The organism is Agromyces sp. GXS1127, from assembly GCF_050565425.1.
Lineage (GTDB): Bacteria > Actinomycetota > Actinomycetes > Actinomycetales > Microbacteriaceae > Agromyces.
Genome location: NZ_JBOCIG010000006.1, coordinates 154708 through 177613, shown reverse-complemented (window position 1 = coordinate 177613; position 22906 = coordinate 154708). Strand labels below are relative to the sequence as shown.

Below are 22906 nucleotides of genomic sequence, written 5' to 3'. Positions count from 1 at the left end.
ACTGCTCCCGTCGCTCAGATCAGGTACTGGCTGAGACCGCGCTTGAGGTAGCGCCCGTCGCCCTTGGCGCCGACGTAGGCGTCGCCTTCGACGACGACCTTGCCGCGGCTCATGACCGTGTCGACCTTGCCGTCGATCTCGTAGCCCTCCCACGCGGAGTAGTCCATGTTCATGTGGTGCGTCTTGTCCAAGCCGATCGAGGTGTGCCCGTTCGGGTCGTAGACGACGATGTCGGCGTCGGCGCCGGGCTGGATCACGCCCTTGGTGCCGTAGAGGCCGAACATGCGCGCGGGGGTCGTCGAGGTGAGCTCGACCCAACGCTCGAGCGTGATCTCGCCGGTCACGACGCCCTGGTACATGAGGTCCATGCGGTGCTCGATCGAGCCGATGCCGTTCGGGATCTTGCGGAAGTCGCCGAGGCCGAGCTCCTTCTGGTCCTTCATGCAGAACGGGCAGTGGTCGGTGGAGACCATCTGCAGGTCGTTCGTGCGGAGCGCCTGCCACATCGAGTCCTGGTGACCCTCGGCCCGGCTGCGGAGCGGCGTGGAGCAGACCCACTTCGCGCCCTCGAACGCGCCCCACTCGTCGCTGCGCGCACCGAGCTGGTCCTCCAGCGACAGGTAGAGGTACTGAGGGCAGGTCTCGCCGTAGACGTTCTGGCCCTTGTCGCGCGCCCACGCGAGCTGCTCGACGGCCTGCTTGGCCGACACGTGGACCACGTAGAGGGGCGCGCCCGTGAGCTTCGCGAGCATGATCGCGCGGTGCGTCGCCTCCTCCTCCATCTCCCAGGCGCGGGCGATGCCGTGGTAGTACGGGTCGGTCTTGCCCTGGTCGACGAGCTGCTGCGCGAGCACGTCGATCGCGGGCCCGTTCTCGGCGTGCATCATCGTGAGCATGCCGGTGTCGCGCGAGACCTGCATGGCCTTCAGGATCTGCGCGTCGTCGGAGTAGAAGACGCCCGGGTAGGCCATGAACATCTTGAAGCTCGTGATGCCCTCGTCGGGCAGCTTCCGCATGGCCTCGAGCGATGCCTCGTTGACGTCGCCGACGATCTGGTGGAAGCCGTAGTCGATCGCGCAGTTGCCCCCGGCCTTCTCGTGCCAGGCGGCGAGGCCGTCCTCGATGCGCTGCCCGTAGGTCTGCACGGCGAAGTCGATGATCGAGGTCGTGCCGCCGTGCGCGGCGGCGATGGTGCCCGACTCGAACGTGTCGGACGCCTCGGTGCCGCCGAACGGCAGCTGCATGTGGGTGTGGGCGTCGATGCCGCCGGGGATCACGTACTTGCCGGTGGCGTCGACGACGCGGTCGACGGATGCCGCGACATCCGTGCCGAGCAGTTCGCTGCCGGGCTGCAGGACGGCGACGATCCTCTCGCCGTCGACGAGCACGTCGGCCGCGGCGCGGCCGGTGGCGCTGACGACGGTGCCGCCGGAGATGAGGGTGGTGGCCATGCGCTTCGCTCCTTCTCGTCTCGACGGGTTACGGCTTCGGGATGGACGTGTAGGAGTCGGGCCGGCGATCGCGGTAGAACTGCCACGCATTGCGCACGTTGCGGATCATGTCCATGTCGAGGTCGCGGACGACGACCTCCTCGTCCGTTTCCGAGCCGTACTCGCCCACGATGTTGCCCTGCGGGTCGACGAACTGGCTCTTGCCGTAGAAGTCCACGGCGAGGTCGCCGTACTCGTTGTCCTCGAGGCCGACGCGGTTCGCGGCACCGATGAAGTAGCCGTTCGCGGCGGCCGCGGCGGGCTGCTCGATCTCCCAGAGGCGGTTGGAGAGGCCGGGCTTGGTCGCGTTCGGGTTGAAGACGATCTGCGCGCCGTTGAGGCCGAGCTCGCGCCATCCCTCGGGGAAGTGGCGGTCGTAGCAGATGTAGACGCCGATCGGTCCGACCGCGGTCTGGAAGACGGGGTAGCCGAGGTTGCCGGGGCGGAAGTAGAACTTCTCCCAGAACTTGTCGAGGTTCGGGATGTGGTGCTTGCGGTAGGAGCCGAGGATCGTGCCGTCGGCGTCGACGACCACCGCCGTGTTGTAGTACACGCCGGGCTGCTCCTCCTCGTAGATCGGCAGCACCATGACCATGCCGAGCTCCTTCGCCAGGGCGGCGAAGCGCTGCACGATCGGGCCGTCGGCCGGCTCGGCGAAGTCGTAGTACTTCACGTCCTCGGTGATGCCGAAGTACGGGCCGTAGAACAGCTCCTGGAAGCAGATCACCTGGGCGCCCTGCTCCTTGGCGTCGCGCGCGAACTGCTCGTGCTTGTCGAGCATCGACTCCTTGTCACCCGTCCACTTCGTCTGGGTGATGGCCGCTCGAACGATCGTCATGGTGCCTCCTGTGTCGGTCGGCGTCGTTGCCGGCGACAGGACAGGCGCGATGCGCGGTACTGCTGCGCTAGTGCCTGCCGTGCGCGCGGGGACGCCGAGCAGTGGTGCCGAGAATCGACGCCGGCTGGGGACCGGCGGGGCTTGCCAGATCGGGCTTGCGACCCGTTCTGTTATTCTTCGGCTTGAACATTTCCCTTTTGTTTCGCTCTGTGACGTGGTGGTTAAACATCCTGTCCCTTGCTTCGTGAGGAGGCAATGGTGCGATCTGCTCTTCGCATGGATGTCTCCGAGCTGACGTCGCTCGCGGCCTTCGCCGACACGACTCCGCGCGGCATCGCCGCGGACCTCGCACGGCTCGTGAACAGCGGGGAACTCGAGGCGGGGGTGCGCCTGCCGACCGTGCGCGAACTCGCCGCGTCGCTCGGGGTCAGCCCGGCCACCATCAGCCAGGCATGGCAGGCGCTCGCGCGCGCCGGCCTCATCGAGTCGCGCGGTCGCGCCGGCAGCTTCGTGCGACGCGGGGCGACCGCCGGCCCCGCCGTGCGCATGCGCGGGATGGCGGCCCCCGACGACCCGGTCCGGCTCGACCTGTCGCGCGGGACGCCCGACCCCCTGCTGCTGCCGCCCCTCGGGCCGGCGTTGTCGCGCGTGTCCGCGCGCGCCGACGTCGGCAGCTACCAGGCCGAGCCCGTGCTGCCCGCGCTCGCCGCCGTGCTGCGCGAATCGTGGCCGAGCGAGGCCGCGTCGATCGTCGTCGTCGACGGCGCACTCGATGCGATCTCGCGCACGCTCGAGCAGGTGGTCAGGTTCGGCGATCGCGTCGTCGTCGAGCACCCCGGCTTCCCGCCGTTCCTCGACCTCCTCGACCTGCTCGGCGCGGAGGCGGTGCCCGTGGCGATCGACGAGCACGGCATGTCGCCCGACGGCCTCGCCTCCGCGCTCCGGCGGCGGCCGAGCGCCATCCTGCTCCAGCCGCGAGCCCAGAACCCGACGGGGGCGTCGATGACGCCGTCGCGTGCCGCGGCGCTGGCGGGCGCCATCCGCTCGGCCGTCGACGAACACGGGCTCGACCTCGTCGTCGTCGAGGACGACCACTCGGGCCTCATCTCGACCGAGGGCGACGTGACACTCGGCACGCACCTGCCCGACCGCGTCGTGCACGTGCGCAGCTTCTCGAAGTCGCACGGCCCGGACCTGCGCATCGCCGCGGTCGGCGGACCACGCGACCTCGTCGGCCGGATCATGTCCCGGCGCATGCTCGGGCCGGGGTGGACGTCGCGGATGCTCCAGTCGATCCTGCTCGACCTGCTGACGGATGGCGCGGCCATCGACGCCGTCGCCGAGGCGCGTCGCGCATACTACACCCGGCAGCGCGCGCTCGGAGACGCCCTGCGCGAGCGGGGCGTGCCGGTGATGCACGCCGACGGGATCAACCTCTGGATGCCGGTCGTGTCCGAGCGGTCGACGCTCGTGCAGCTCGCGGCGGCGGGGATCCGGGTCGCGGGCGGAACGCCGTTCCTGGCGGCGGCGAACGGGTCGGCGGTGGCGGGGGCGACGTCGGTTGCGAGGGCCGGGGGCGGGCGCGGGGCTTCGGGGGGCGTGCGGAGTTCGGAGTCGGCCCGGGGTTCGGAGTTCGTCCGGGTCACCGTCGGGGCGGTGCGCGAGGACGCGTCGTCCGTGGCGGATGCGCTCGCGGTGGCGGCGCAGCACCTCGCGGCGGGCGGGTACTAGCGACTCGCCCTCACCGCGGACCGCGGTTCGGGATGGCCGTGCCCGCGGCGAATTCGCGCAGCGCATGGGCGTAGCGTTCGGGGTCGTCGCGAGTGGCCTCGGTCACCAGGAGCACGTGCTCGCCGATCTGCCGGGTGTGCTCGCCGACGCATGGGATGGTGACGATCTTCTCGAGCCCTGCGCGCCATGCCGGGATGAGCTGGTCGAGATTCCTCTGCTCGGGCTGCTCCTCGAGACTTCTCGGACGCGATGCCGTGCGCTCGGCGAACGCTCGCTCGTTCCACGCATGGATGCGTTCGTCGAGTGCCGCGTCGCCGAACTCGTCTCGCCAGGTCGGTCCGATCAGTCGGCGGAGCATCGCCGCACGCTCGAGCGAGCCGTCGCCGGTCTGCTGCAGGAGCGCGAATTCGCGCGCGTCGTTGATGCCTCCGGCATGGTCGATCGCCCTGGACCAGATCGAGGGCCACACCCGAGACCACTCGGCGCGCGTGCCGTCGGCATCCACCGCCGAGCGCTGCACCGGCGTCGGCGGGGTCGGCCGGTCTTCGAGGGGCGGCGGGGCGTCGATCGCGATGACGTCGAGCTCCCACGCCTCACGGATCCAGAGCAGTTCGACGAGCTGGTGCGGGCTGTCGTCGACCTTGAGCACCATCTCATGCGGCCAGGGGTTCCCCGGGATCGGGACTGAGGATCGCATCGGACTCCCGTTCGCTCGCGGATCGCGGTGGGTTCATGATGTCGCAGGCGGCGACGACGGTCCAGGTCCGGACGGTCATCATCGCGCAGAGGATGTCAGCCGCCCATGCGGGCGGGACTCGTCCTCCACAGCTCACTGCTGGCCCTGCTTTTCCACAGGGAAATTGCTGGTCGTGGGCGATATTCATGCCGCCTCGAATGTCGGTGGTCGGGTGCAGGATCGAAGCATGGACGAACCCCTGGCGACGCTCGAGCGAGAGCTCGGCGCGCTGCGCGATGCGTGGGGTGAGGCGATGCCGGCGTTCGGCTCGATCCCGGGTGAGGCGCAGGTCGAGCTCGAGCAGATGAGCGACCGCGGTGTCGTTCACGTGACCGACGCGCTCGCCTCGCTGCGTCGCGGAGTCGATGCGCTGCTCGCCCGCGCCGCCGCAGAGGTCGCCCGGCGATCCGGGCCCGAGTTCGGCGAGCTCGGGCTGTCGAAGGGCCAGGGGTTCCACAATGCGGGTCGACTCGTCGCTGCGTCGACCGGCGCCTCTCGCAGCGATGCCGCGCGGCTCATCGCCGTCGGCTCGGCGACCGCCACCCGTGCGTCCTTCATCGGCGAACGGATGCCGCCGCGGCGGCCGCACGTCGCGAGCGCGCTCGCCCGGTCGGCGATCAGTCTCGAGGCCGCGTCCGCGATCGCGACGATGCTCGACCGCGTGGCGCTGCGCGCCGATTCCGGAATGGTGGACGTGGCGGAAGCAGCTCTCACCGAGCTCGCCGAGCGCGCTCCGCTAGAGCTGCTCGTCCGCGGCATCCGCGAGGCCGAGGCGCGACTCGACGCCGACGGGGTCGAACCGCGCGAAGCACAGCTGCGCGACGAGCGCTCGCTCACGATGCGCGAAGACCGCCACGGGGTCGTCCACCTGCACGCCAGGCTCGATCCCGAGACGGCGGCTCCCGTGAAGGCCGCCGTCGAGGCACTCGTCGGCGACGCCCTCCGGCGTCGCGACCCGCGCCCCGGCGAGCCGCGCCCGATCGTCGACGATCGCCGCTCGATTCCGCAGCTGCAGGCCGACGCGCTCGCGGCGATCGCACGACACGCGCTGGGCTGCGACGCGACGCTGACGCCGCTGTCGAAGACCACCGTCGTCGTGCGGGTCGACCTCGCCACGCTCGTCGAGGGCCTCGGCGATGCCCGCATCGACGGGCTCGACCAGCCGATCTCCGCAGCCACCGCCCGGCGGCTCGCCGCCGACGCCGAGCTCATCCCCGCGGTGCTCGGCGGACCGAGCCTCCCCCTCGACCTCGGCCGCACCGCCCGCCTCTTCACCCGAGCCCAGCGCCTCGCCCTCGGCGAGCGCGACGGCGGTTGCGCGTGCTGCGGGCAGAACATCGGCTACGTCGAGGCGCATCACATCCGCTGGTGGGAGCGAGATGCCGGCCCGACCGACCTCGCGAACGGAGTGCTCCTCTGCAGCTTCTGCCATCGCCTGATCCACCGCGAGGGGTGGGAGATCCGGGCGGAAGCCGGCGCGATCTGGTTCATCCCTCCACCGCACGTCGATCCCGATCGCGTGCCGCGACTCGGCGGGCGCGCGCGATTCGAGCTGCAGATGACGGATGCCGCAGCGTGATGGTGCGCGGTCGCCCGGGCGGTCCGATCCGGCGCCCGAAGGGGCTGGCCGCCGCATCCGCCTCGGTCTACCCTCGGGGCGACCGGGCGCGAAGGAGAGAACCATGCAACGACTGACGGTCGACTTCATCGTCTCGCTGGACGGCTACGGCGCAGCCGACGGATGGCCGGGCTGGTGGGGCATGGAGAGCCCCGAATACCTCCAGTGGCTCGAGGAGTCGCCCGAGCAGGATCATCCGATCCTGATGGGCTCCACGACCTACCGGCTCATGTCGTCGCTCGCGGCGTCGGGGGAACCGGGCACGGGCCTGCTCGACGCCGTGCCCAAGGTGGTGTTCTCATCGAGCCTCGCGGGGCCGCTCTCGTGGTCGAATTCCAGCCTGGTCACGACCGACGCCGTGGCCGCCGTCCGCGAGCTGAAGGAGCGGTCCGATCTCCCGCTGCGCACCCTCGGCAGCGTCTCGCTGTGCCGTTCGCTGCTGAAGGCGGGGCTCGTCGACCGGTATCGACTCGTCGTCTTCCCGGTGATCACCGGGGCCACCGGCACCGACCGCATCTTCGACGACTACCCCGACGTGCGCCTCGAGCTCGTGCAGAGTCGCACGTTCGAGGGCGGGCTCCAGCTGCTCGAGTACGTCCCCACCGTGCTCGACGGGCCGCCCGGCACCGCCCCGGCGGGTTGAGCGGCCGACAACCCCGCACCACATCGCACCGAACCGCAGCGCACCGCGCAGCACCCCGCTCCTCCGAATCCACCGATCGGACCGGCGACCTCACGCTCGCGCGGTACTCGGCGCCTTGGCGTAGTGGTCGGGCGTGATCGTGAGTTCCGCCTGTCCGGCGGTGATCGACCGCAGGTCGAGCACGTAGCGGGTGAGCTCCGACTCGGGCACGTGCGCGACGACGCGCGCGCGACCGTCGGCCGCCGACTCCGTCGCGTGCACCCGCCCGCGACGGCCCGACAGGTCGGTGAGCACCGCCCCCTGCAGGTCGTTCGGCACGGTCACGGTCACGCTCGAGACCGGCTCGAGCAGCACCGTCCCGGCCTCGGCGAGCGCCGCCTTCACGCCGATCGACGCCGCCGTGCGGAAGGCCATGTCCGACGAGTCGACCGAGTGGGTCTTCCCGTCGGTGAGCTCGACGCGCACGTCGACGACGGGGTGACCCTTCGGCCCGCCCGAGGCGAGGGCATCGCGCGCACCCTTCTCGACCGCGGTGATGTACTGCCGTGGCACCGCACCGCCGGTCACCGAGTCGACGAACTCGAACCCGTCACCTGCGGACAACGGCGACACGGTCAGCTGCACCACCGCGAACTGGCCGTGCCCGCCCGACTGCTTCTTGAGCTTGCCCTCGACCGACGCGGAAGCCGCGATCGTCTCCCGGTACGCGACCGGAGCCGGGCTCGTCTCGACCTTGACCCCGAAGATCCGCGCGAGCCGTTCGACCGCGACGGCCACATGCGTGTCGCCCAACCCGCGGAGGACGGTCCGGTCCCCCGCCCGGTCGACCACGAGCGTCGGGTCCTCGGCGGTGAGTCGCGCGAGCGCGACGGGCAGCTTCTCGTCGTCCGACTGCGACGACGGCTCGAGTGCGACGGCGTACACGGGCGGACGCGGCGGCGTCGGCGCCGGACGCGCGGTGCCCGAGGCGCGCGACCACAGCAGCGACCCAGACGGCGAGCCGGTGAGCTTGGCGACGGCGCCGACCTCGCCGGCGGCCAGCGTGCCCGCGGTCACGTGCTCGGACCCGCGCAGCCGGAACAGCCCGTGGATCCGCTCGTCCGCGCCGGTGGTCGCATTCCGCAGCTTGTCGCCCGTGCGTAGGGTCCCCGAGAGCACCTTCAGCATCGACACCTGGCCGACGAACGGGTCGGCGACCGTGCGGAAGACCTGCACGAGCGTGTCACCCGTCTCGATCGGCGCGACCTTCAGCTCTGACCCGCCGGTTCCCTCCCCGATGAGGATGCGCCCGTCGCGTTCGGTCGCGGCGGGCGTGAGTTCGCAGACGAGGTCCGCGACCCGGTCGACGCCCGTGCCGCTCACCCCCGAGCACACGAGCACCGGCACCGCCTCGCCGGCGGCGACCTCCCGCGCGAACGTCCGCTCGAGCTCGGCCGCCGACGGCTCCTCCCCCTCGAGGTAGGCCTCGAGCTGCGCATCGTCGTGCGACACGATGTCCTCGGTCACCTCGACGTGCATCGCATGCTCCTCGGCCTCCGCCTCGGGCGGCAGCGGTTCGTCGTGATGCGTCCCGTCGCCGTCGTAGACGTGCGCCTCCTCGCTCAGCACGTCGGCGATCGCCCGGAAGGACGCCTCCTCGCCGATCGGCAGCTCCAGCGCCCACAGGTGCTCGCCGAACTCGGCCCGGAGCTCCGCGAGCACGCGCCGGAAGTCGGCCCTCGCCTTGTCCTCCTGCGTGACCACCACGACCCGCGGCACACCGGCCGCCTCGGCGGCCTCCCACGCCGAACGCGTCCCCGCCACGACGCCGTCCACCGCGCTCACCGTGATCAGCGCGACATCCGCCACCGACAGCGCCGCGTCGACCGCGCCCACGAAGTCGGGATGGCCCGGGGTGTCGGCCAGCGTCACCGTGTAGGCCGTGCCGTCCGGCCCCGTCCAGTCGAGGTGCGCGAGCGAGAGCCCGAGGCTCGTGTGCCGGGCGATCTCCTCGGGCTCGTGGTCGCAGACGGTGGTGCCCTGTTCGACGGACCCCGCTCGCGGGATCGCGCCGGCGCGATGCAGGAGCGCCTCCGCGAGGGTGGTCTTGCCCGAGCCCGACGCGCCCACCAGGGCGACGGTCCGGTGGGTCTGGGGCGATGCCTGGTTCATGGGGCCTCCCGCGCCGGTGCGGTTCCGTGCGTCCATCGTCGCGCGCGGAGGCCCGGAGGTCCAGAGGGCGGAGGTCCCGATGTGCAGCGGATGCCCCGGGGCGCACCCGCGCCGGAGCCCCCTCAGTCCGCCGGAGCCGCCGCCCGCCGCTCGGCGACGATCGCCCGTGTCGCCGGCGCGATGCGCGCGCCGAGCTCCTCGATCAGCGCCTGGTCGTCCCCGACGACGATGAAGGTGTCGACGCCGTGCTGCGTCGCGAGATCGGCGAGCACCTCCGGGTGCGCGTCGCGCGGCCCCACGTTGAGCAGGCGACGGATGCCGCGGGGCTCGCGGCCGGCGGCACGCGCCGCTTCGTCGATGATCGCGTGCCCGGCGTCGAGCGACTCGACGCCGTGCTCGAGCCGTCCGAGCGAGGGCAGCCAGCCGTCCGCGACGCTGCCGACGAGCCGCAGCCCCCTTGGCCTCAGCACCCCGAGCCAGATCGGCATGGGTCGCTGCACGGGCGCGGGCCCGCGCTTGGCGCCGCGGATCGGGTAGTGCTCCTGGTGGAGGAACACCCCGCCCGATGCATCCGTGTCGTGCAGTTCGCGGATCACCGCGATCGCCTCGCCCAGCGCGCCCACCTGCTCGGCGGGCGTGCGACTCGGTGCGCCCATGGCGACCGCGGCCGGCGCGAACCCGCCCGCCCCGAGGCCGAGCACGACGCGGCCGCCCGTGAGGAGGTCGAGGGATGCCGCGGCGCGCGCGAGCACGGCCGGCGGGCGCAGCAGCAGGTTGTGCACGTTCGCGGAGATGCGGATACGACCGGTCCGGGCGCCGACCCAGCTCATGAGCGTCCACGTGTCGAGGAACCGCGGCTGGTACGGGTGGTCCTGGAAGGTGACGAACTCGAGCCCGGCGCGCTCGCTCGCGAGCGCGAGTTCGACGGTGCGTTCCGGGTCGAGCGCCGACGGCGTGATGAAGGTTCCGAACTCGATGGGGCGGCCGTAGTCGGGCATGGATGCCACGCTACGCCGGTCCGGCCATCCGTTCCCGCGCCGCCTCGAGCAGCGCGAGGACCTCCTCGTCGCGGGTCTGGCGGAAGTCGGCGTACGCCTGCCCGACCGCCATGAACCAGTCGGGCACCTCGACCGCGACGACCGCGTCGGCCGACGGCACGCGCCGCGCGGCATCCTTCGGCGCCACCGGCACGGCGAGGATGACGCGGCTCGCACCGCGCGACCGGGCCACCTCGCACGCCGCCTCGGCGGTCGCGCCCGTGGCGAGGCCGTCATCGACGACGAGCGCCGTGCGGCCCGCGAGCGGCTCGGGCGGGCGGTCGCCGCGCAGTTGCACGACCCGGCGGCCCAGGGTCTGCTGCTCCTGCCGCTCGACCTCGGCCAGGCGACGGTCGGAGACCCGCGCGCGACGCACGAGCTCGTCGTCGACGACTCGCACGCCGCCCTCGCCGATCGCGCCCATCGCGACCTCGGACTGGCCCGGGATGCCGAGCTTGCGCACGACGATGACGTCGAGCGGGGCGTCGAGCCCCTCGGCGACCGCGGCGGCGACCGGCACGCCGCCGCGCGGGAGCCCGAGGACGACGACGTCCTCGTCGCGGTACGCGTCCAGCCGCTCGAGCAGGGCGGCCGCCGCGTCGGCGCGATCACGGAACATGCCTCCAGCATGCGCGCGCTCCCGCGACCGCGCGAGGTCGTTGGTCCCCGCGACACCGGATGGTGCGGTGTCAGGCTGTCCCCATGGATGCCTGGACCACGCGCGGCGACGGACGCCTGACCGCGACGACGCTCCCCGAACCCGAACCGGCCGGCGACGAGCTCGTCGTCGAGGTCGCCGCGTGCGGCGTGTGCCGCACCGACCTGCACGTGATCGACGGCGAGCTCGCGTCGCACCGCAGCCCGGTCGTGCCGGGCCATCAGGTCGTCGGGCGGGTCGTCGCGACCGGCCCTGCCGTGCGCCGGGCGGGCGTCGGCGACCTCGTCGGGATCGCGTGGCTCCGCTCGACCTGCGGGGCGTGCCGGTGGTGCCGGTCGGGCCGCGAGAACCTCTGCCCCGACGCGCGCTTCACCGGCTGGGACGCCGACGGCGGCTACGCGCGGTTCGCCACGGTGCCGGAGGCGTTCGCGTACGCGCTGCCGTCCGACGCCGACCCGGTCGCCGTCGCGCCGCTGCTCTGCGCGGGCATCATCGGCTACCGCGCGCTCCGCCGCGCGAACCTCCCGCCGGGCGGGCGCCTCGGACTCTACGGCTTCGGCTCGAGCGCCCACCTGACCGCGCGACTGGCGATGGCCGCGGGCGCGAGCGTCGTCGCGATGACCCGCGGCGAGGCGAACCAGCGGCTCGCTCACGAGCTCGGCCTCGATTTCGTCGGCGGCGAGCGCGACGCCCCGCCCGAACCGCTCGACGCGGCGATCGTGTTCGCCCCGGCGGGCGAGCTCGTACCGGTGGCGCTCGAGGCGACGACCCGCGGCGGCACGGTCGTGCTCGCCGGCATCCACCTGACCGACGTCCCGGCGATGACCTACGCCGACCACCTCTTCCTCGAACGCGACCTCCGCACGGTCACGGCGAACACGCGCGCCGACGGCGACGAGTTCCTGCGGCTCGCGCTGCGGCTCGGCCTCGCCCCCAGCGCGACGCCGTACGCCTTCGACCGAGCGGATGCCGCGGTCGACGATCTGCGTGCCGGCCGCACCTCGGGCTCGCTCGTGCTCGTCCGCGACGCCTGAGGCCGCCGACGGTCATGCCTTCACGATGTCGTCCGGCTTCCATGTCTGGTCGTAGAACGCGTGCTCCGTGCCGTACAGCCGCAGGGCGACGATGAAGTTCCGCCCCGGCACGGTCTGGATGAACGCCGCATCCACGACGCCGTCCGGCTTGGCCGGACCGAACCAGATGTCGAGCGACCCGTCGTCGTTCTGCGGCAGGTCGTAGTACCCGTTCGTCGACGGCAGCAGCTGCTCCGTCTCGGGCATCGTGCCATCCGTGATGTTGTACGCCGTGACCGCCCAGAACAACCCGGCCGGCACCTCGGGCGGCAGGTGCAACCGGTACGTTCCCGACCCGTCGAGGAAGTCGCCGTCGGCGTCGCGGTAGGTGTACGGGTACTTCGATCCGGCGCCGGTGCTGTGCATGTTCATCGCCGGTGCCGACGAGTAGGCGTACTGGAAGAACCGCGCCCTCGTGTTCACGTCGAGGTAGCTCTCCTGCATCCAGTCGTTGGTGCCGCCCGCCCATGCCTGCTCCCACTGGCGGTCGTGGTAGTACCGCTGGCGCTCGTCCTCGCGCCCGAGCTGCGCGAGGGCGAGGATCATCCTCGGCGCGGTCTCGACCGCCCGATCGAGCTGCTCGCGCTGCCAGGGCGTCGGCTCGAACGGGCGACCCTTGATGATCCCGATCGAGGCCAGTACGCCGCGGAGTTCCGGGTCGATCGCCGCGACCGGCTCGTAGTCGACGAACTCCTTGAGCTTGGTCCAGTACGTCGAGTCGGTCGGGTACATCATGTCGAGGCGGATGCCGCTGGCGTTCGGGAACTCCATGGGCGCGACGTCCTTCTCCTCCTCCCAGAGCGGGAAGACCCGGGTCTTCTCGGCGACCGCGACGCCCGCGGCAGGATCGGGCACGCCATCGCCCCGACCCATGATCGTGCGGAAGAACAGGAAGACGTTGTACGTCCGCGACGTGAACGTGAAGTACCCGCCCGGCACCGGACCGTCGTAGTCCGGCGGCAGCAGGAGGTACAGCCCGCCGCGCGCCCGATCCGGGCCGACGGCACCGACGTCGGTGATCGTGCGCTGGAAGAAGTCGGTGAACATGCCGATCACGTTCGCCGGCGCGTTCACGACGAGCGGACCGGTCTGCTTCAGGTCGAGGTAGCTCATCGAGTAGATGACGTCGGCGTTCGGCGTCGGCACCCACGCCCGGCTGTCCATCCGGTCCTTCCAGATCGGCAGGACCTGGTAGCCCTTCCCGAACCGTGCCTCCGAGCCGTCGCGCATCCCGATCACGTTCAGTGCCGGCTGCATCGTGAAGTACGCGTGCACCGCGCGCTGGTGGAACAGCTCGGCGCGAAGCCCCTCGGCCTCGGCCTGCGGCAGCCAGTTGCCCCCGTTCACCTGCCGCACGAGCGGCGAGGTCGTCTCCGGCCCGTCTTCCGTCGACCCACCGGTGGCATGCGTCATCTCGTCCCCCCCGAGTGCCCGCGACCCTCGCGGGCACTCCGCCAGACTCCCGTACCGAGCGCCTGCGGACAAGAGCCCCGGCGGCGTTAGCGTGGAACGGTGAAGATCACGGTGCTCGCTGGCGGGGTCGGAGGCGCGCGGTTCGTGCGCGGCGTGCGCGAGGAGTGCGCGCGGCGGTGGCCGGTCGCGTCCGACGCAGGCGCCGAACCCGCCGCCGACGGCACACCGGCCACCGCCGCCGAGATCACCGTCGTCGTGAACACCGGCGACGACCTGTGGCTTTCGGGCGTGCGCCTCGTGCCCGACTTCGACTCGCTGCTCTACGCCCTCGCGGGCGTGAACGACGCCGAGCGCGGCTGGGGTCGCGCGGGCGAGACCGAGCGCGCCGCCGCCGAGCTCCGCGAGTGGGGTGTGGGCTGGCCGTGGTTCACCCTCGGCGACCTCGACCTCGGCACGCACCTCGCCCGCACGTCGTGGCTCCGCGACGGGCTCGCGCCGTCCGACGTCGCCGAACGGCTGCAGCGCCGGTGGCGGCTCGGCGTCCGGCTCATCCCCGCGACCGACACCGAGGTCGACACGCACGTGCGCATCGACCCGGCGCATCCCGACGCCGCGGGCCGCGACGAGCTCCACTTCCAGGAGTGGTGGACGCGCTACCGCGCCGCCATCCCGGCGCTCGGCTTCGACCAGCGGAACCTCGCCGGCGCGCGACCCGCACCGGGCGTCGAGGCCGCGATCGCCGACGCCGACGTCGTGCTCCTCGCCCCGTCGAACCCCGTGGTCTCGATCGGCACGATCCTCGCGATCCCGGGCATCCGCGAGGCGCTCGCCGCGACCTCCGCCCCCGTCGTCGGCGTCTCCCCGATCATCGGCGGACGCGTCGTGCGCGGCATGGCCGACGCGTGCCTCTCCGCGATCGGCGTCGAGACGGATGCCGCGGCCGTCGCCCGCCACTACGGCCCGCGCGCGGCGAGCGGCGTGCTCGACGGCTGGCTCGTCGACGAGACGGATGCCGCGGCCGTGCCCGACCTCGTCGGAGACGGGTTCGCCGCGGCATCCGCCCCGCTCTGGATGCGCGACCTCGACACGTCGGCCGCGCTCGCGGGCGCGGCGCTCGATCTCGCGGCGTGCATCGCCGCGACCGGCACCGCGCCCGCGGGGCGCGACTGACTCAGCGCGACCGGCTCAGGCGTTGCCCGGGAGCGGGATCACCGGGCACTCGAAGGACCGGAGCACTCCGCCGATCGCGAGGTCGCCCGCGTCGGCTGCGGCCCACAGCTCCTCGTCGGAGTCGAGCACGCCGTCGCCGTCGAGGTCGCCCGAGGCGAGCGCCGCGGCGTAGCCGTTCGGCAGCAGCACCTCGGTGACGACCCAGCGACCGCCGCGGTAGTCGGCGTCGCCGGGCGCGGCCGTGGCGACGTTCGCCTGCGTTCCGGCCGGGAACGCGTAGATCGGCTGGAACGACCCGACGGGCGCGCCGGTTCCCGAGAAGTCGGTCGTCGTGCCGACGGTGCGGTACTGCGCGCCGTCGACCCAGAACGCGGGCCCGCCGACCCCGGCGGCGTTCGCCGCGGCCGCGCCGAGCAGCACGCCGCCGGCGGCGAGGGCGAGCGCCGCGGCCGCGCCGAGCAGGGTACGGGTGCGGGTGGTGTGCATGAGGTCTCCCCTTTCGTCCGACCGCCCGTGCGGCGGCCCTCCATGAGTCAATGCCGGCGCGCCCACCGCGGCGACGGGGGAGCGATGACGGTGCGCTTACCGTCCGCTTACGCGGGGATTACGCGGACGCGGCGTTCGCCGACAGGGAACGGCGGGACGCGCACGGCGCTCCGAGCACTGCGTAGACTGGCGAGCGACCGCCGGTTCGGATTGACCGGTCGGGCCGGCCCGGGATTGGGCCGCGAGTCGCCGACGTCTTCGTCGGTCAACGAACGCGCACACCGTCCCGGAGGTTCCATGCCCACGTCCCCCAAGTTCCGTCCGCGCCGCGCCGGCGCGCTCGTCGCGGCCGCGGCATCCGTCGCCCTGCTCGCCGGCTGCGCCTCGGCCGGCGCCGACGACGGCGGGTACGTCCCGCTCGCCGAGGCGACGGATGCCGCCGGCTTTCCCGTCACGGTCGACAACTGCGGCACCGAGGTGACCTTCGAGTCCGCCCCCGAGCGGGTCGTCACCATCAAGTCGTCGACGCTCGAACTCCTGCTCGCGCTCGGCCTCGAGGACCGCATCGTCGGCGCCGCGTTCACCGACGGGCCCGTCCCCGACGAGGTCGCCGACGCGGCAGCGGGCATCGAGACCCTCTCCGACAAGGTGCCCTCGCAGGAGGCGACGCTCGCCGCCGAGCCCGACCTGGTCTTCGCCGGCTGGGAGTCGAACCTCACCGCGGAGGGCGCGGGCGACCGCGCGACCCTCGAGCAGCTCGGCGTGCGCACCTACGTCGCGCCCGCCGCGTGCAAGGCGGAGGGCTACATGCCCGACCCGCTGACCTTCGACGGCGTCTTCGCCGACTTCGAGGAGGCGGGCGAGATCTTCGGTGCGACGGATGCCGCGGCCGACCTCGTCGCCGAGCAGCGCGCCGCGCTCGAGGCGATCGAGCCGAACGATGACGGCCTCACGGCGCTCTGGTACTCCTCGGGCGACGACCAGCCGTTCGTCGGCGCCGGCATCGGTGCGCCGCAGATGATCATGGAGGCCGCCGGCCTGGCGAACGTCGCGGCCGACGTGCACGACACCTGGACCTCGCTCTCGTGGGAGGCCGTCGTCGACGCGGATCCCGACGTGATCGTGCTCGTCGACGCCGCGTGGAACACCGCGGAGTCGAAGATCGAGCGGCTCGAGTCGAACCCCGCGACCGCCGCGATGCCGGCCGTCCAGCAGGGGCGGTACGTGGTCGTCGACTTCCCGGCGACCGAGGCGGGCGTCCGCAACGTGGACGCGGTCGCCTCGATCGTGGAGCAGCTCGAGGGGGTCTGATGGCGATGCAGGCGGGCAGGGCGACGGATGCCGCGGGGCGGTCGACCGTCGAGCCTGCCCGCCGTGCTGGGCCGGCGTCGGGGCGGCCGGCGTCGGGTCTGCATCCAGGGTCGAGCGGCTCGGGCGGGCCGCACGGAGGGTCGCACAGCGCACCTTCGAGCGGTGACCGAACCCCGCGGCGTGCGGGTACGGCGACCGCGGTCGGCGTCGGTGTCGCGCTCGTCGCGCTGCTCGCGGCATCCGTCGTGCTCGCCGTGACCATCGGGCCGGCCGGACTCGCACCGGGCGACGTGCTCGCGTCCATCGCCGCGCACCTCGGGCTCGGCGAGCCGACGCTCGCACCGCTCCGCGACGCGATCGTGTGGGAGCTGCGGATGCCGCGCGTGCTCACGGCCGCCGCGGTCGGCGCCGGGCTCGCGATCTGCGGCGTCGTCATGCAGGCGCTCACGCGCAACCCGCTCGCCGACCCGTACCTGCTCGGCCTCTCGTCGGGCGCATCGGTCGGCGCGGTGATCGTGCTCGTGCTCGGCATGGCCGTCGCGCTGCCGGTCGCGGCCTTCGCGGGCGCCCTCGCCGCCCTCGCCGCGACGCTCGGGCTGGCGCGCGCGGCCGGCGGACTCAGCCCGACCACCACCGTGCTCGCGGGGCTCGCGGTGTCGGCCGTGTTCGGGGCCGTGACGAGCCTCGTGATCTTCTGGAGCGCGACGACCGACAGCTACCGCGAGATCCTCAACTGGCTGCTCGGTTCGCTCGCCGGCGCCGGCTGGCCGGCCGCGGCCCTCGCGGGCGCCGCGATCGCGATCGTCGGCCTGCCCCTGCTCGCGACCGGGCGCACGCTCGACGCGTTCGCCTTCGGCGACACCGCGGCATCCGCCCTCGGGGTGCACGTGCCGCGCACGCGCGCGCTGCTGCTCGTCGCGACCGCGCTGCTCACGGGCGCGCTCGTCGCGGTGAGCGGCGCGATCGGGTTCGTCGGGCTCATCCTGCCGCACGCGGTGCGGCTCGTCGTCGGCGCGCGCCATCGCGCGCTGCTGCCGCTCTCGGCGCTCGCCGGTGCGATCTTCCTGGTCTGGGTCGACACGGGCGCGCGCACGCTGTTCGACCCGCGCGAGCTGCCGGTCGGCATCCTCACGGCGCTCGTCGGCGGGCCCGTGTTCGCGGCGCTGCTGCTGCGCGCGAGGAGGGCGTCGTGAACGCCGGGCGGGCCGGCGGCGGCCGCGTTCCCGAGGCGTCGGACGGGCTCGGCCCGGCGCGGCCCGGCGCGGGCCTCGAGGGCTCGCGCGTCTCGTTCGCGCGCGGCTCCCGGCTCGTCGTCGACGGCGTCGACCTCACCGTGCCGCGCGGCGCAGTGGGCGCGCTCCTCGGCCCGAACGGCGCCGGCAAGTCCACGTTGCTGCACCTGCTCGCGGGCGTCGAGCGTCCGGAGGTCGCCGCGCTCACGCTCGACGGCGATGACCTCGTGTCGCTGCGGCGGCGCGAACGCGCCCGCCGCATCGCGCTCGTCGAACAGGACGCGCAGGCGCCCGACGGCCTCGACGTCGAGCACGTGGTCGGGCTCGGCCGCATCCCGCACCAGTCGGCGTGGGGCGGCGACTCGGTCCGCGATCGCGAGATCGTCGCGCGGGCGCTCGACGCCGCCGACGCGGCCGCGTTCGCGAGCCGTCGCTACGACGAGCTCTCGGGCGGCGAGCGCCAACGCGTGAACCTCGCGCGCGCGCTCGCGCAGGAGCCCGAGCTGCTGCTCCTCGACGAGCCGACGAACCACCTCGACATCCGTTCGCAGCTGTCGACGCTCGGGCTGCTGCGCCGCCTCGCCGACGACGGGCTCAGCGTGCTCGCGGCGTTGCACGACCTGTCGCTCGCCGCCTCGTACGCCGACCACGTCGTCGTGCTCGCCGACGGGGTCGTGGTCGCCGCGGGCGACCCGTCCGAGGTGCTCACGCCGCCGCTCATCCGCGCGGTCTGGGGCGTGGAGGCGAGCGTGCTGCGGCATCCGTCGACGGGTCGGCCGCTGCTCGCGTTCGCTCCCGCCGCCGCGGACGAGCCCGTCGCGCCCGAGCCGGCGCCTGCGCCCGAGCCGGCCTGAGCGGATGCCGCAGCGCGGGCATCGGCGTAGCGTGGCCGCCATGGCACAGGTGACCGAGGACCGCCGAGAGCTCGTCGAGTCCGTCGCGGAGGAGTTCCTGCACAACTCGTGGCGCGGGCGACGGCTCGTCGCGGTGGAGGGCGCCTCCGAGGCATCCGCCGCACGGTTCGCCGACGACCTCGCGACGACGCTCGTCGAACGCGGGCAGCCCGCCGTGCGGGCCTCGCTCGGCGACGTCTCGGAGGCCGATCTCCGTGCGGAGACCGTCGAGCCGTTCCGCGCCGGCAGGCTCGCGGGGGCCGAGGCCGACGACACCGTGCTGGTCGTCGACGGTCGGCGCCTGCTCAACGACGCCGTCCGCGGCATCTGGCACTTCACGGTCTGGACGCTCGCGGGCGACGAACTCCCCCACGCGTCGACGAACGTCATCATCGACCTGACCGACGAGTCCGCGCCGACCCGCTACTTCTACGACCTCTGCAAGCTCCCGCCGAGCATCGGCGAGCGCCGCGCCGCGATCGGCTGACCGCGGCGGCGCCGAGCGCCGGGCGCGGTGCGCCGGGCGCGGTGCGCCGGGTGCGGTGCACCGGGTGCAGGATGGGACGCATGAGCGAACGCGGCATCCCGGTGACCACGTCGGACGAACTCGAGGCGATCCTCGGCGCCCCGACGAGAGCGGCAGCCGAGAAGGCGCGCGACAACCTCAGCGAGATCGACCGCGAATGGCTCGCCGCGGCATCCCTCGCCTTCGTCGCGACCGGCGACGACCACGGCGACCTCGACGTCTCGCCGAAGGGCGACCCGGCAGGGTTCGTGCACGTGCTCGACGACACGACCATCGCGATCCCCGAGCGACCGGGCAACCGGCGGGCCGACGGATTCCACAACGTGCTCCGGAACCCCCATGTCGGGCTGATCTTCGTCGTGCCGGGCCGCGGCGACACCCTTCGCATCAACGGCCGCGCGACGATCGTGCGCGACGCACCGTTCTTCGACGAGCTGGTCGTGAAGGGGCACCGGCCCGCCCTCGCCCTCATCGTCGACATCGACGAGGTGTTCTTCCACTGCTCGAAGGCGTTCCTCCGCTCGCAGACGTGGAAGCCGGAGTCGTGGACGCCCGACGCCGTCCGCCGGCGCGCGCTCATCGCCAAGGCCCTCGAACGGCCCGAGGCGGATGTCGCCGACCTCGACGAGTACTACGGCCCGTCGTACGCCGAGCGCATCTACGGGTAGTGCGCGGTCGCGGCATCCGCACCGCCCGGGCCGACCTCAGGACAGGATGTCGCGCGTCGCGAACCGCCAGGCGGCGAGCCCGCCGAACAGCGCGATCCACGCGGCCTGAAGCATGGCGTTGTCGCCGAAGGACTCCCACGACGGCGGCGAGCGCAGCAGGTCGGCGAAGTCGAACCAGCGGTCGGTGAACAGGAACGGGTGGGCCCACTCGAGCTGGGGGATGGCGCCGATGATCTGCGCGACGACGGCGAGGATCGCGGTCGCGGCCATCGCACCGACCGGCACGACCGTGAGCGTCGAGGCGAAGAGGCCGATCGCCGAGAGGCCGAGCATCGACACCGCGACGTACGCCCCGATCGCGAGGAGGCGGAGCACCCCCTCGCCGACGGAGATCTCGCCGCCGGAGAGCAGCGTCACCGGCCCGATCGGGAACAGCGTCCAGCCGATGAGCGTGCCCACCGCGATGACGGTGAGGGCGGCCGCCGCGCAGAACACGGCGGCGACCACGTACTTCACCGACAGCAGGCGCAGGCGACCGGCCGGCGCGATCAGCAGGTAGCGCAGGGTGCCGAAGCTCGCCTCGCCCGCGATCGCGTCGCCCGAGACGACCGCGATGGTCAGGGGCAGGAAGAGCGGCGTGGCGACGACGAGGGCCGTGACGCCGACGAACAGCCCGTTGCCGGCGACCTGGTCGAGGAACGCGGGCCCGCGACCCGGGCTCGAGGGCCCCGCGAGGCGGATCGCGACGGCGATGAGGATCGGGATGAGCGCGAGCGCGGCCAGCATCGCCCAGGTGCGCCACCGGCGGAAGAGCGTCGCGGTCTCGGAGGCGAGGAGCGAGGCGAGGCCGCCGCCGCGGCGCGTCGGCTCCCCGCTCGTCGCGGCGCCGACGACGGTCGTGGCCGTCGCGGCCTCAGGCGACGACATCGAAGCCCTCCCCCGTGAGCTCGACGAACCGCTGCTCGAGGCTCGTGCGGCGCACCGCGAACCCGCGGATCCGCACGCCGTCGCGCACGAGCGCCGCGACGATCGCCTCGGCGGCCGGCGCGTGCTCGCCGAGCTCGGCGGTCACGACGGCGTCGCCGGCGTCGGTGGGCGCGGCGGGATCCGTCGCCAGACCCGACCGTGCCAGGACCACGCGGGCAGCCCCGGGATCGGGCGTGACGACCTCCACGCGCGACACGCCCGACCGGCGGAGGTCGTCGAGCGTGCCCTGCGCGACGAGCCGACCGGCGCTCATCACGCCCACATGGGTGCAGAGCTGCTCGACCTCCGCGAGGAGGTGACTCGAGACGAACACGGTCGTGCCGTCGGCCGCGAACGAGCGGATGAGCGATCGGACCTCGCGCGTGCCCTGCGGGTCGAGGCCGTTCGTCGGCTCGTCGAGCACGAGCAGGTCGCGCGGCATGAGCAGGGCGTTGGCGAGACCGAGGCGCTGCTTCATGCCGAGCGAGTAGGCGCCGGCCTTCTTGCGGGCGGCGTGCGAGAGCCCGACGCGGTCGAGCGCGGCCGCGACGCGGTCGGCACGGGTCGACGGCGGCGCGTGCCGGTCGGCGGCGTCGAAACGTGCGAGGTTCGCGGCGCCGGAGAGGAACGGCGCGAACGCCGGACCCTCGACGAGCGCGCCGACGTGCGGCAGCACCGCATCGAGCCCCTTCGGCATGTCGGTGCCGAGCACGATCGCGGTTCCGGAGGTCGCGCCGACGAGCCCGAGCAGCATCCGGATCGTGGTGGTCTTGCCCGATCCGTTCGGGCCGAGGAACCCGAACACCGAGCCGCGCGGCACGGCGAGGTCGATGCCGTCGACCGCGGTCTGCGCGCGGAAGCGCTTGGTGAGCCCGGTCGTCCGGATCGCGAGGTCGCTCACCGGCGGCCCGTCAGCGACCCGACCCGGCGTAGCCGACGAGCGTGCCGACCGGGACCGACCCGGCGAGCACCCGACCGTCGTCGGTGAACAGCACCGACAGCAGCGACGTCTGGAGCGCCCGCCCGCCGTCGACCGGCGTGGTGAGGGCGTCGAGCAGGTCGAGCGCCTCGCCCTCGGTGAACGGCGGCTCGGTGGCCGGTGCGACCGCCTCGGCGTCGCCGGTGCCGGGCGGCTCGTCGCCGGTGCCGCCGGCGCGGTGCTCGGCCATCAGCGTCGCCGCGGTCGCGGCATCGATCTCGACGGCCGTCGCCCAGCCCCCGCCGTGGACGATCGGGTGCGGCAGGTCCGGCGCGGCATCCGTCCCGCCCTCGGTCCCCTCGGCCGCGCGCGCCTCGACGTCGGCGATCCGCTGCCGGAGCTCGTCCACCGTCGGCAGCGGCAGGACCTCCTCCTCCACGGCATACGCGTCACTCGGCTCGAACGCGAAGACCGACGCGTCGGGCGCCTCGAACGAGACCTCGGTGAACGCGACCTCGAACGCGGGCGCCTCGGCGCCGCGCGCGGTGACGGATGCCGCCAGCGCCGCCCCGTTCTCGCCGTCGATCGCGATGCGGATCTCGCCGACGAGCGTCTCGTCGGTGCGCGGCTCGAGCAGGAGCTCGTAGGCGTCGCGGCCCGCGACGCGCCCGTCGGTCCCGACGGAGACCTCCGTGGTCTCGTCGAGCCGATCGAGCGCGCGGTCGAGCAGCTGCTGGGGGGTCGGCAGCTGCTCGCCGTCGGGAAGGGCGGCCTCGGCGTCGGCCTCCGCCTCGTCCGCGAGGCGGTCGAGCTCGGCCTCGAGGCCCTCGAGGTCGGCGTCGTCGTCGACGCTCAGCCGGGTCGCCGTCTGCGACTCGGAGTCGACGAACCACGCCTCGCCGGGGTTCACGTACACGTTCCGCTCGGCCATGCGGTCGAGCACCTGCAACCGCGCCGAGTCGCCGTCGAGGTAGACGTTCGCGTCGAAGCTCCCGGTGGCGAGCGACACGAGGTCGGTGAGGGCGTCGGATGCCGCGGCATCCGCCTCCGCGTCGTCGGCGGCCGCGCGCGAGCCGCCCATCAGCGATCCGAGGTCGGGGAGCCCGAGCTCGGATCGCTGCTCGATCGCACCGGACAGCGCGTCGACGTCGCTCGTGTGCGCGAACTCGACGAGTTCCTCGGCGGTGAGGTCGGGCAGGTCGACGGTGGCGTTCGCCTGCATCGGAACGAGCACCGCCACTGCGATCGCCACCGGCACGCCGACGGCGGGGACGACGATGCGGGCTCGCGACGGCCCGGTGCGGCGTGGGCTCATGTCCTCAGGCTACGCCCGCTGCGGCGCCCCGG

General features: G+C 73.2%; 21 protein-coding genes. 10 read left to right on the top strand and 11 right to left on the bottom strand.

All coding sequences use genetic code 11. The features are described from left to right. Positions 1 to 14: 14 nt before the first annotated feature. Both hydA and ACQ393_RS12605 read right to left on the bottom strand, forming a co-directional pair. Positions 15 to 1451, bottom strand: a complete 1437-nt coding sequence (gene hydA, locus ACQ393_RS12610) for a dihydropyrimidinase (protein ID WP_430647191.1) — start codon at positions 1449 to 1451, stop codon at positions 15 to 17. Positions 1452 to 1479: 28 nt separating this feature from the next. Then, positions 1480 to 2328: a nitrilase-related carbon-nitrogen hydrolase gene (locus ACQ393_RS12605; RefSeq protein ID WP_430647190.1), complete on the bottom strand. Its 849-nt coding sequence runs from the start codon at positions 2326 to 2328 to the stop codon at positions 1480 to 1482. A gap of 276 nt (positions 2329 to 2604) precedes the next feature. Between ACQ393_RS12605 and ACQ393_RS12600 the strand changes: the two genes are divergently transcribed. Then, on the top strand, positions 2605 to 4059 hold the full coding sequence (locus ACQ393_RS12600; protein WP_430647189.1) for a PLP-dependent aminotransferase family protein: 1455 nt from the start codon (positions 2605 to 2607) through the stop codon (positions 4057 to 4059). Positions 4060 to 4069: 10 nt separating this feature from the next. Here ACQ393_RS12600 and ACQ393_RS12595 read toward each other — a convergent pair whose 3' ends face one another. Next, the gene (locus ACQ393_RS12595) at positions 4070 to 4756 is read right to left on the bottom strand and encodes a hypothetical protein (protein ID WP_430647188.1); all 687 of its coding nucleotides are present in this window, start codon (positions 4754 to 4756) and stop codon (positions 4070 to 4072) included. 226 nt (positions 4757 to 4982) lie between these two features. On the opposite strand from ACQ393_RS12595, the gene ACQ393_RS12590 reads away from it, so the two are divergent. Continuing rightward, positions 4983 to 6374 (top strand): DUF222 domain-containing protein, encoded by a 1392-nt coding sequence (locus tag ACQ393_RS12590; protein WP_430647187.1) that lies wholly within the window; start codon positions 4983 to 4985, stop codon positions 6372 to 6374. Positions 6375 to 6477: 103 nt separating this feature from the next. Next, the gene (locus ACQ393_RS12585) at positions 6478 to 7056 is read left to right on the top strand and encodes a dihydrofolate reductase family protein (RefSeq protein WP_430647186.1); all 579 of its coding nucleotides are present in this window, start codon (positions 6478 to 6480) and stop codon (positions 7054 to 7056) included. Positions 7057 to 7146: 90 nt separating this feature from the next. Here ACQ393_RS12585 and ACQ393_RS12580 read toward each other — a convergent pair whose 3' ends face one another. From ACQ393_RS12580 to ACQ393_RS12570, 3 genes are all read right to left on the bottom strand, one after another. Further along, a complete protein-coding gene (locus ACQ393_RS12580; RefSeq protein WP_430647185.1) occupies positions 7147 to 9207 on the bottom strand; it encodes an elongation factor G in 2061 nt (686 codons plus the stop codon). A gap of 122 nt (positions 9208 to 9329) precedes the next feature. Beyond that, positions 9330 to 10205: an LLM class flavin-dependent oxidoreductase gene (locus ACQ393_RS12575; protein WP_430647184.1), complete on the bottom strand. Its 876-nt coding sequence runs from the start codon at positions 10203 to 10205 to the stop codon at positions 9330 to 9332. Positions 10206 to 10215: 10 nt separating this feature from the next. Then, the gene (locus ACQ393_RS12570) at positions 10216 to 10863 is read right to left on the bottom strand and encodes a phosphoribosyltransferase (RefSeq protein ID WP_430647183.1); all 648 of its coding nucleotides are present in this window, start codon (positions 10861 to 10863) and stop codon (positions 10216 to 10218) included. An 83-nt stretch (positions 10864 to 10946) separates the two neighbouring features. On the opposite strand from ACQ393_RS12570, the gene ACQ393_RS12565 reads away from it, so the two are divergent. After that, positions 10947 to 11936 (top strand): zinc-binding alcohol dehydrogenase family protein, encoded by a 990-nt coding sequence (locus ACQ393_RS12565; protein ID WP_430647182.1) that lies wholly within the window; start codon positions 10947 to 10949, stop codon positions 11934 to 11936. Between the two features lie 12 nt (positions 11937 to 11948). Here ACQ393_RS12565 and ACQ393_RS12560 read toward each other — a convergent pair whose 3' ends face one another. Further along, complete coding sequence (locus ACQ393_RS12560; protein ID WP_430647181.1) at positions 11949 to 13388, bottom strand: DUF1254 domain-containing protein; 1440 nt, start codon at positions 13386 to 13388, stop codon at positions 11949 to 11951. 99 nt (positions 13389 to 13487) lie between these two features. On the opposite strand from ACQ393_RS12560, the gene cofD reads away from it, so the two are divergent. Then, positions 13488 to 14558: a 2-phospho-L-lactate transferase gene (cofD, locus tag ACQ393_RS12555; RefSeq protein ID WP_430647180.1), complete on the top strand. Its 1071-nt coding sequence runs from the start codon at positions 13488 to 13490 to the stop codon at positions 14556 to 14558. 15 nt (positions 14559 to 14573) lie between these two features. Here cofD and ACQ393_RS12550 read toward each other — a convergent pair whose 3' ends face one another. Further along, positions 14574 to 15044: a hypothetical protein gene (locus tag ACQ393_RS12550; protein WP_430647179.1), complete on the bottom strand. Its 471-nt coding sequence runs from the start codon at positions 15042 to 15044 to the stop codon at positions 14574 to 14576. 297 nt (positions 15045 to 15341) lie between these two features. Between ACQ393_RS12550 and ACQ393_RS12545 the strand changes: the two genes are divergently transcribed. From ACQ393_RS12545 to ACQ393_RS12525, 5 genes are all read left to right on the top strand, one after another. After that, a complete protein-coding gene (locus ACQ393_RS12545; RefSeq protein WP_430647178.1) occupies positions 15342 to 16355 on the top strand; it encodes a putative F420-0 ABC transporter substrate-binding protein in 1014 nt (337 codons plus the stop codon). Beyond that, entirely contained in the window at positions 16355 to 17548 is a 1194-nt protein-coding gene (locus ACQ393_RS12540) for a putative F420-0 ABC transporter permease subunit (RefSeq protein ID WP_430647177.1), read from the top strand. The genes ACQ393_RS12545 and ACQ393_RS12540 overlap by 1 nt, the downstream gene beginning before the upstream one ends. After that, positions 17545 to 18441: an ATP-binding cassette domain-containing protein gene (locus tag ACQ393_RS12535; RefSeq protein ID WP_430647176.1), complete on the top strand. Its 897-nt coding sequence runs from the start codon at positions 17545 to 17547 to the stop codon at positions 18439 to 18441. Before ACQ393_RS12540 ends, ACQ393_RS12535 begins: the two co-directional genes overlap by 4 nt. Positions 18442 to 18481: 40 nt before the next feature. Next, on the top strand, positions 18482 to 18967 hold the full coding sequence (locus tag ACQ393_RS12530) for a hypothetical protein (protein WP_430647175.1): 486 nt from the start codon (positions 18482 to 18484) through the stop codon (positions 18965 to 18967). Positions 18968 to 19047: 80 nt separating this feature from the next. Further along, positions 19048 to 19674 carry an MSMEG_1061 family FMN-dependent PPOX-type flavoprotein gene (locus ACQ393_RS12525; RefSeq protein ID WP_430647174.1) on the top strand — a complete coding sequence of 209 codons (627 nt, stop codon included), beginning with the start codon at positions 19048 to 19050 and terminating at the stop codon, positions 19672 to 19674. A gap of 36 nt (positions 19675 to 19710) precedes the next feature. Here the strand turns inward: ACQ393_RS12525 and ACQ393_RS12520 are convergent, their stop codons facing one another. Genes ACQ393_RS12520 through ACQ393_RS12510 form a run of 3 tightly spaced genes read right to left on the bottom strand, consistent with a single transcriptional unit; the run spans position 19711 to position 22874 of the window. Further along, positions 19711 to 20601 (bottom strand): ABC transporter permease, encoded by an 891-nt coding sequence (locus ACQ393_RS12520; RefSeq protein ID WP_430647173.1) that lies wholly within the window; start codon positions 20599 to 20601, stop codon positions 19711 to 19713. Further along, entirely contained in the window at positions 20588 to 21541 is a 954-nt protein-coding gene (locus tag ACQ393_RS12515; protein ID WP_430647172.1) for an ABC transporter ATP-binding protein, read from the bottom strand. Before ACQ393_RS12515 ends, ACQ393_RS12520 begins: the two co-directional genes overlap by 14 nt. Before the next feature lie 10 nt (positions 21542 to 21551). Further along, on the bottom strand, positions 21552 to 22874 hold the full coding sequence (locus tag ACQ393_RS12510; RefSeq protein ID WP_430647171.1) for a LolA family protein: 1323 nt from the start codon (positions 22872 to 22874) through the stop codon (positions 21552 to 21554). Positions 22875 to 22906 lie beyond the last annotated feature (32 nt).

Bases quoted from the DNA above. Each gene is read 5' to 3' on its own strand.
- hydA (WP_430647191.1), bottom strand. From the start codon at position 1,451: ATGGCCACCACCCTCATCTCCGGCGGCACCGTCGTCAGCGCCACCGGC.
- ACQ393_RS12605 (WP_430647190.1), bottom strand. From the start codon at position 2,328: ATGACGATCGTTCGAGCGGCCATCACCCAGACGAAGTGGACGGGTGAC.
- ACQ393_RS12600 (WP_430647189.1), top strand. From the start codon at position 2,605: ATGGATGTCTCCGAGCTGACGTCGCTCGCGGCCTTCGCCGACACGACT.
- ACQ393_RS12595 (WP_430647188.1), bottom strand. From the start codon at position 4,756: ATGCGATCCTCAGTCCCGATCCCGGGGAACCCCTGGCCGCATGAGATG.
- ACQ393_RS12590 (WP_430647187.1), top strand. From the start codon at position 4,983: ATGGACGAACCCCTGGCGACGCTCGAGCGAGAGCTCGGCGCGCTGCGC.
- ACQ393_RS12585 (WP_430647186.1), top strand. From the start codon at position 6,478: ATGCAACGACTGACGGTCGACTTCATCGTCTCGCTGGACGGCTACGGC.
- ACQ393_RS12580 (WP_430647185.1), bottom strand. From the start codon at position 9,207: ATGAACCAGGCATCGCCCCAGACCCACCGGACCGTCGCCCTGGTGGGC.
- ACQ393_RS12575 (WP_430647184.1), bottom strand. From the start codon at position 10,205: ATGCCCGACTACGGCCGCCCCATCGAGTTCGGAACCTTCATCACGCCG.
- ACQ393_RS12570 (WP_430647183.1), bottom strand. From the start codon at position 10,863: ATGTTCCGTGATCGCGCCGACGCGGCGGCCGCCCTGCTCGAGCGGCTG.
- ACQ393_RS12565 (WP_430647182.1), top strand. From the start codon at position 10,947: ATGGATGCCTGGACCACGCGCGGCGACGGACGCCTGACCGCGACGACG.
- ACQ393_RS12560 (WP_430647181.1), bottom strand. From the start codon at position 13,388: ATGACGCATGCCACCGGTGGGTCGACGGAAGACGGGCCGGAGACGACC.
- ACQ393_RS12550 (WP_430647179.1), bottom strand. From the start codon at position 15,044: ATGCACACCACCCGCACCCGTACCCTGCTCGGCGCGGCCGCGGCGCTC.
- ACQ393_RS12545 (WP_430647178.1), top strand. From the start codon at position 15,342: ATGCCCACGTCCCCCAAGTTCCGTCCGCGCCGCGCCGGCGCGCTCGTC.
- ACQ393_RS12540 (WP_430647177.1), top strand. From the start codon at position 16,355: ATGGCGATGCAGGCGGGCAGGGCGACGGATGCCGCGGGGCGGTCGACC.
- ACQ393_RS12530 (WP_430647175.1), top strand. From the start codon at position 18,482: ATGGCACAGGTGACCGAGGACCGCCGAGAGCTCGTCGAGTCCGTCGCG.
- ACQ393_RS12525 (WP_430647174.1), top strand. From the start codon at position 19,048: ATGAGCGAACGCGGCATCCCGGTGACCACGTCGGACGAACTCGAGGCG.
- ACQ393_RS12520 (WP_430647173.1), bottom strand. From the start codon at position 20,601: ATGTCGTCGCCTGAGGCCGCGACGGCCACGACCGTCGTCGGCGCCGCG.
- ACQ393_RS12510 (WP_430647171.1), bottom strand. From the start codon at position 22,874: ATGAGCCCACGCCGCACCGGGCCGTCGCGAGCCCGCATCGTCGTCCCC.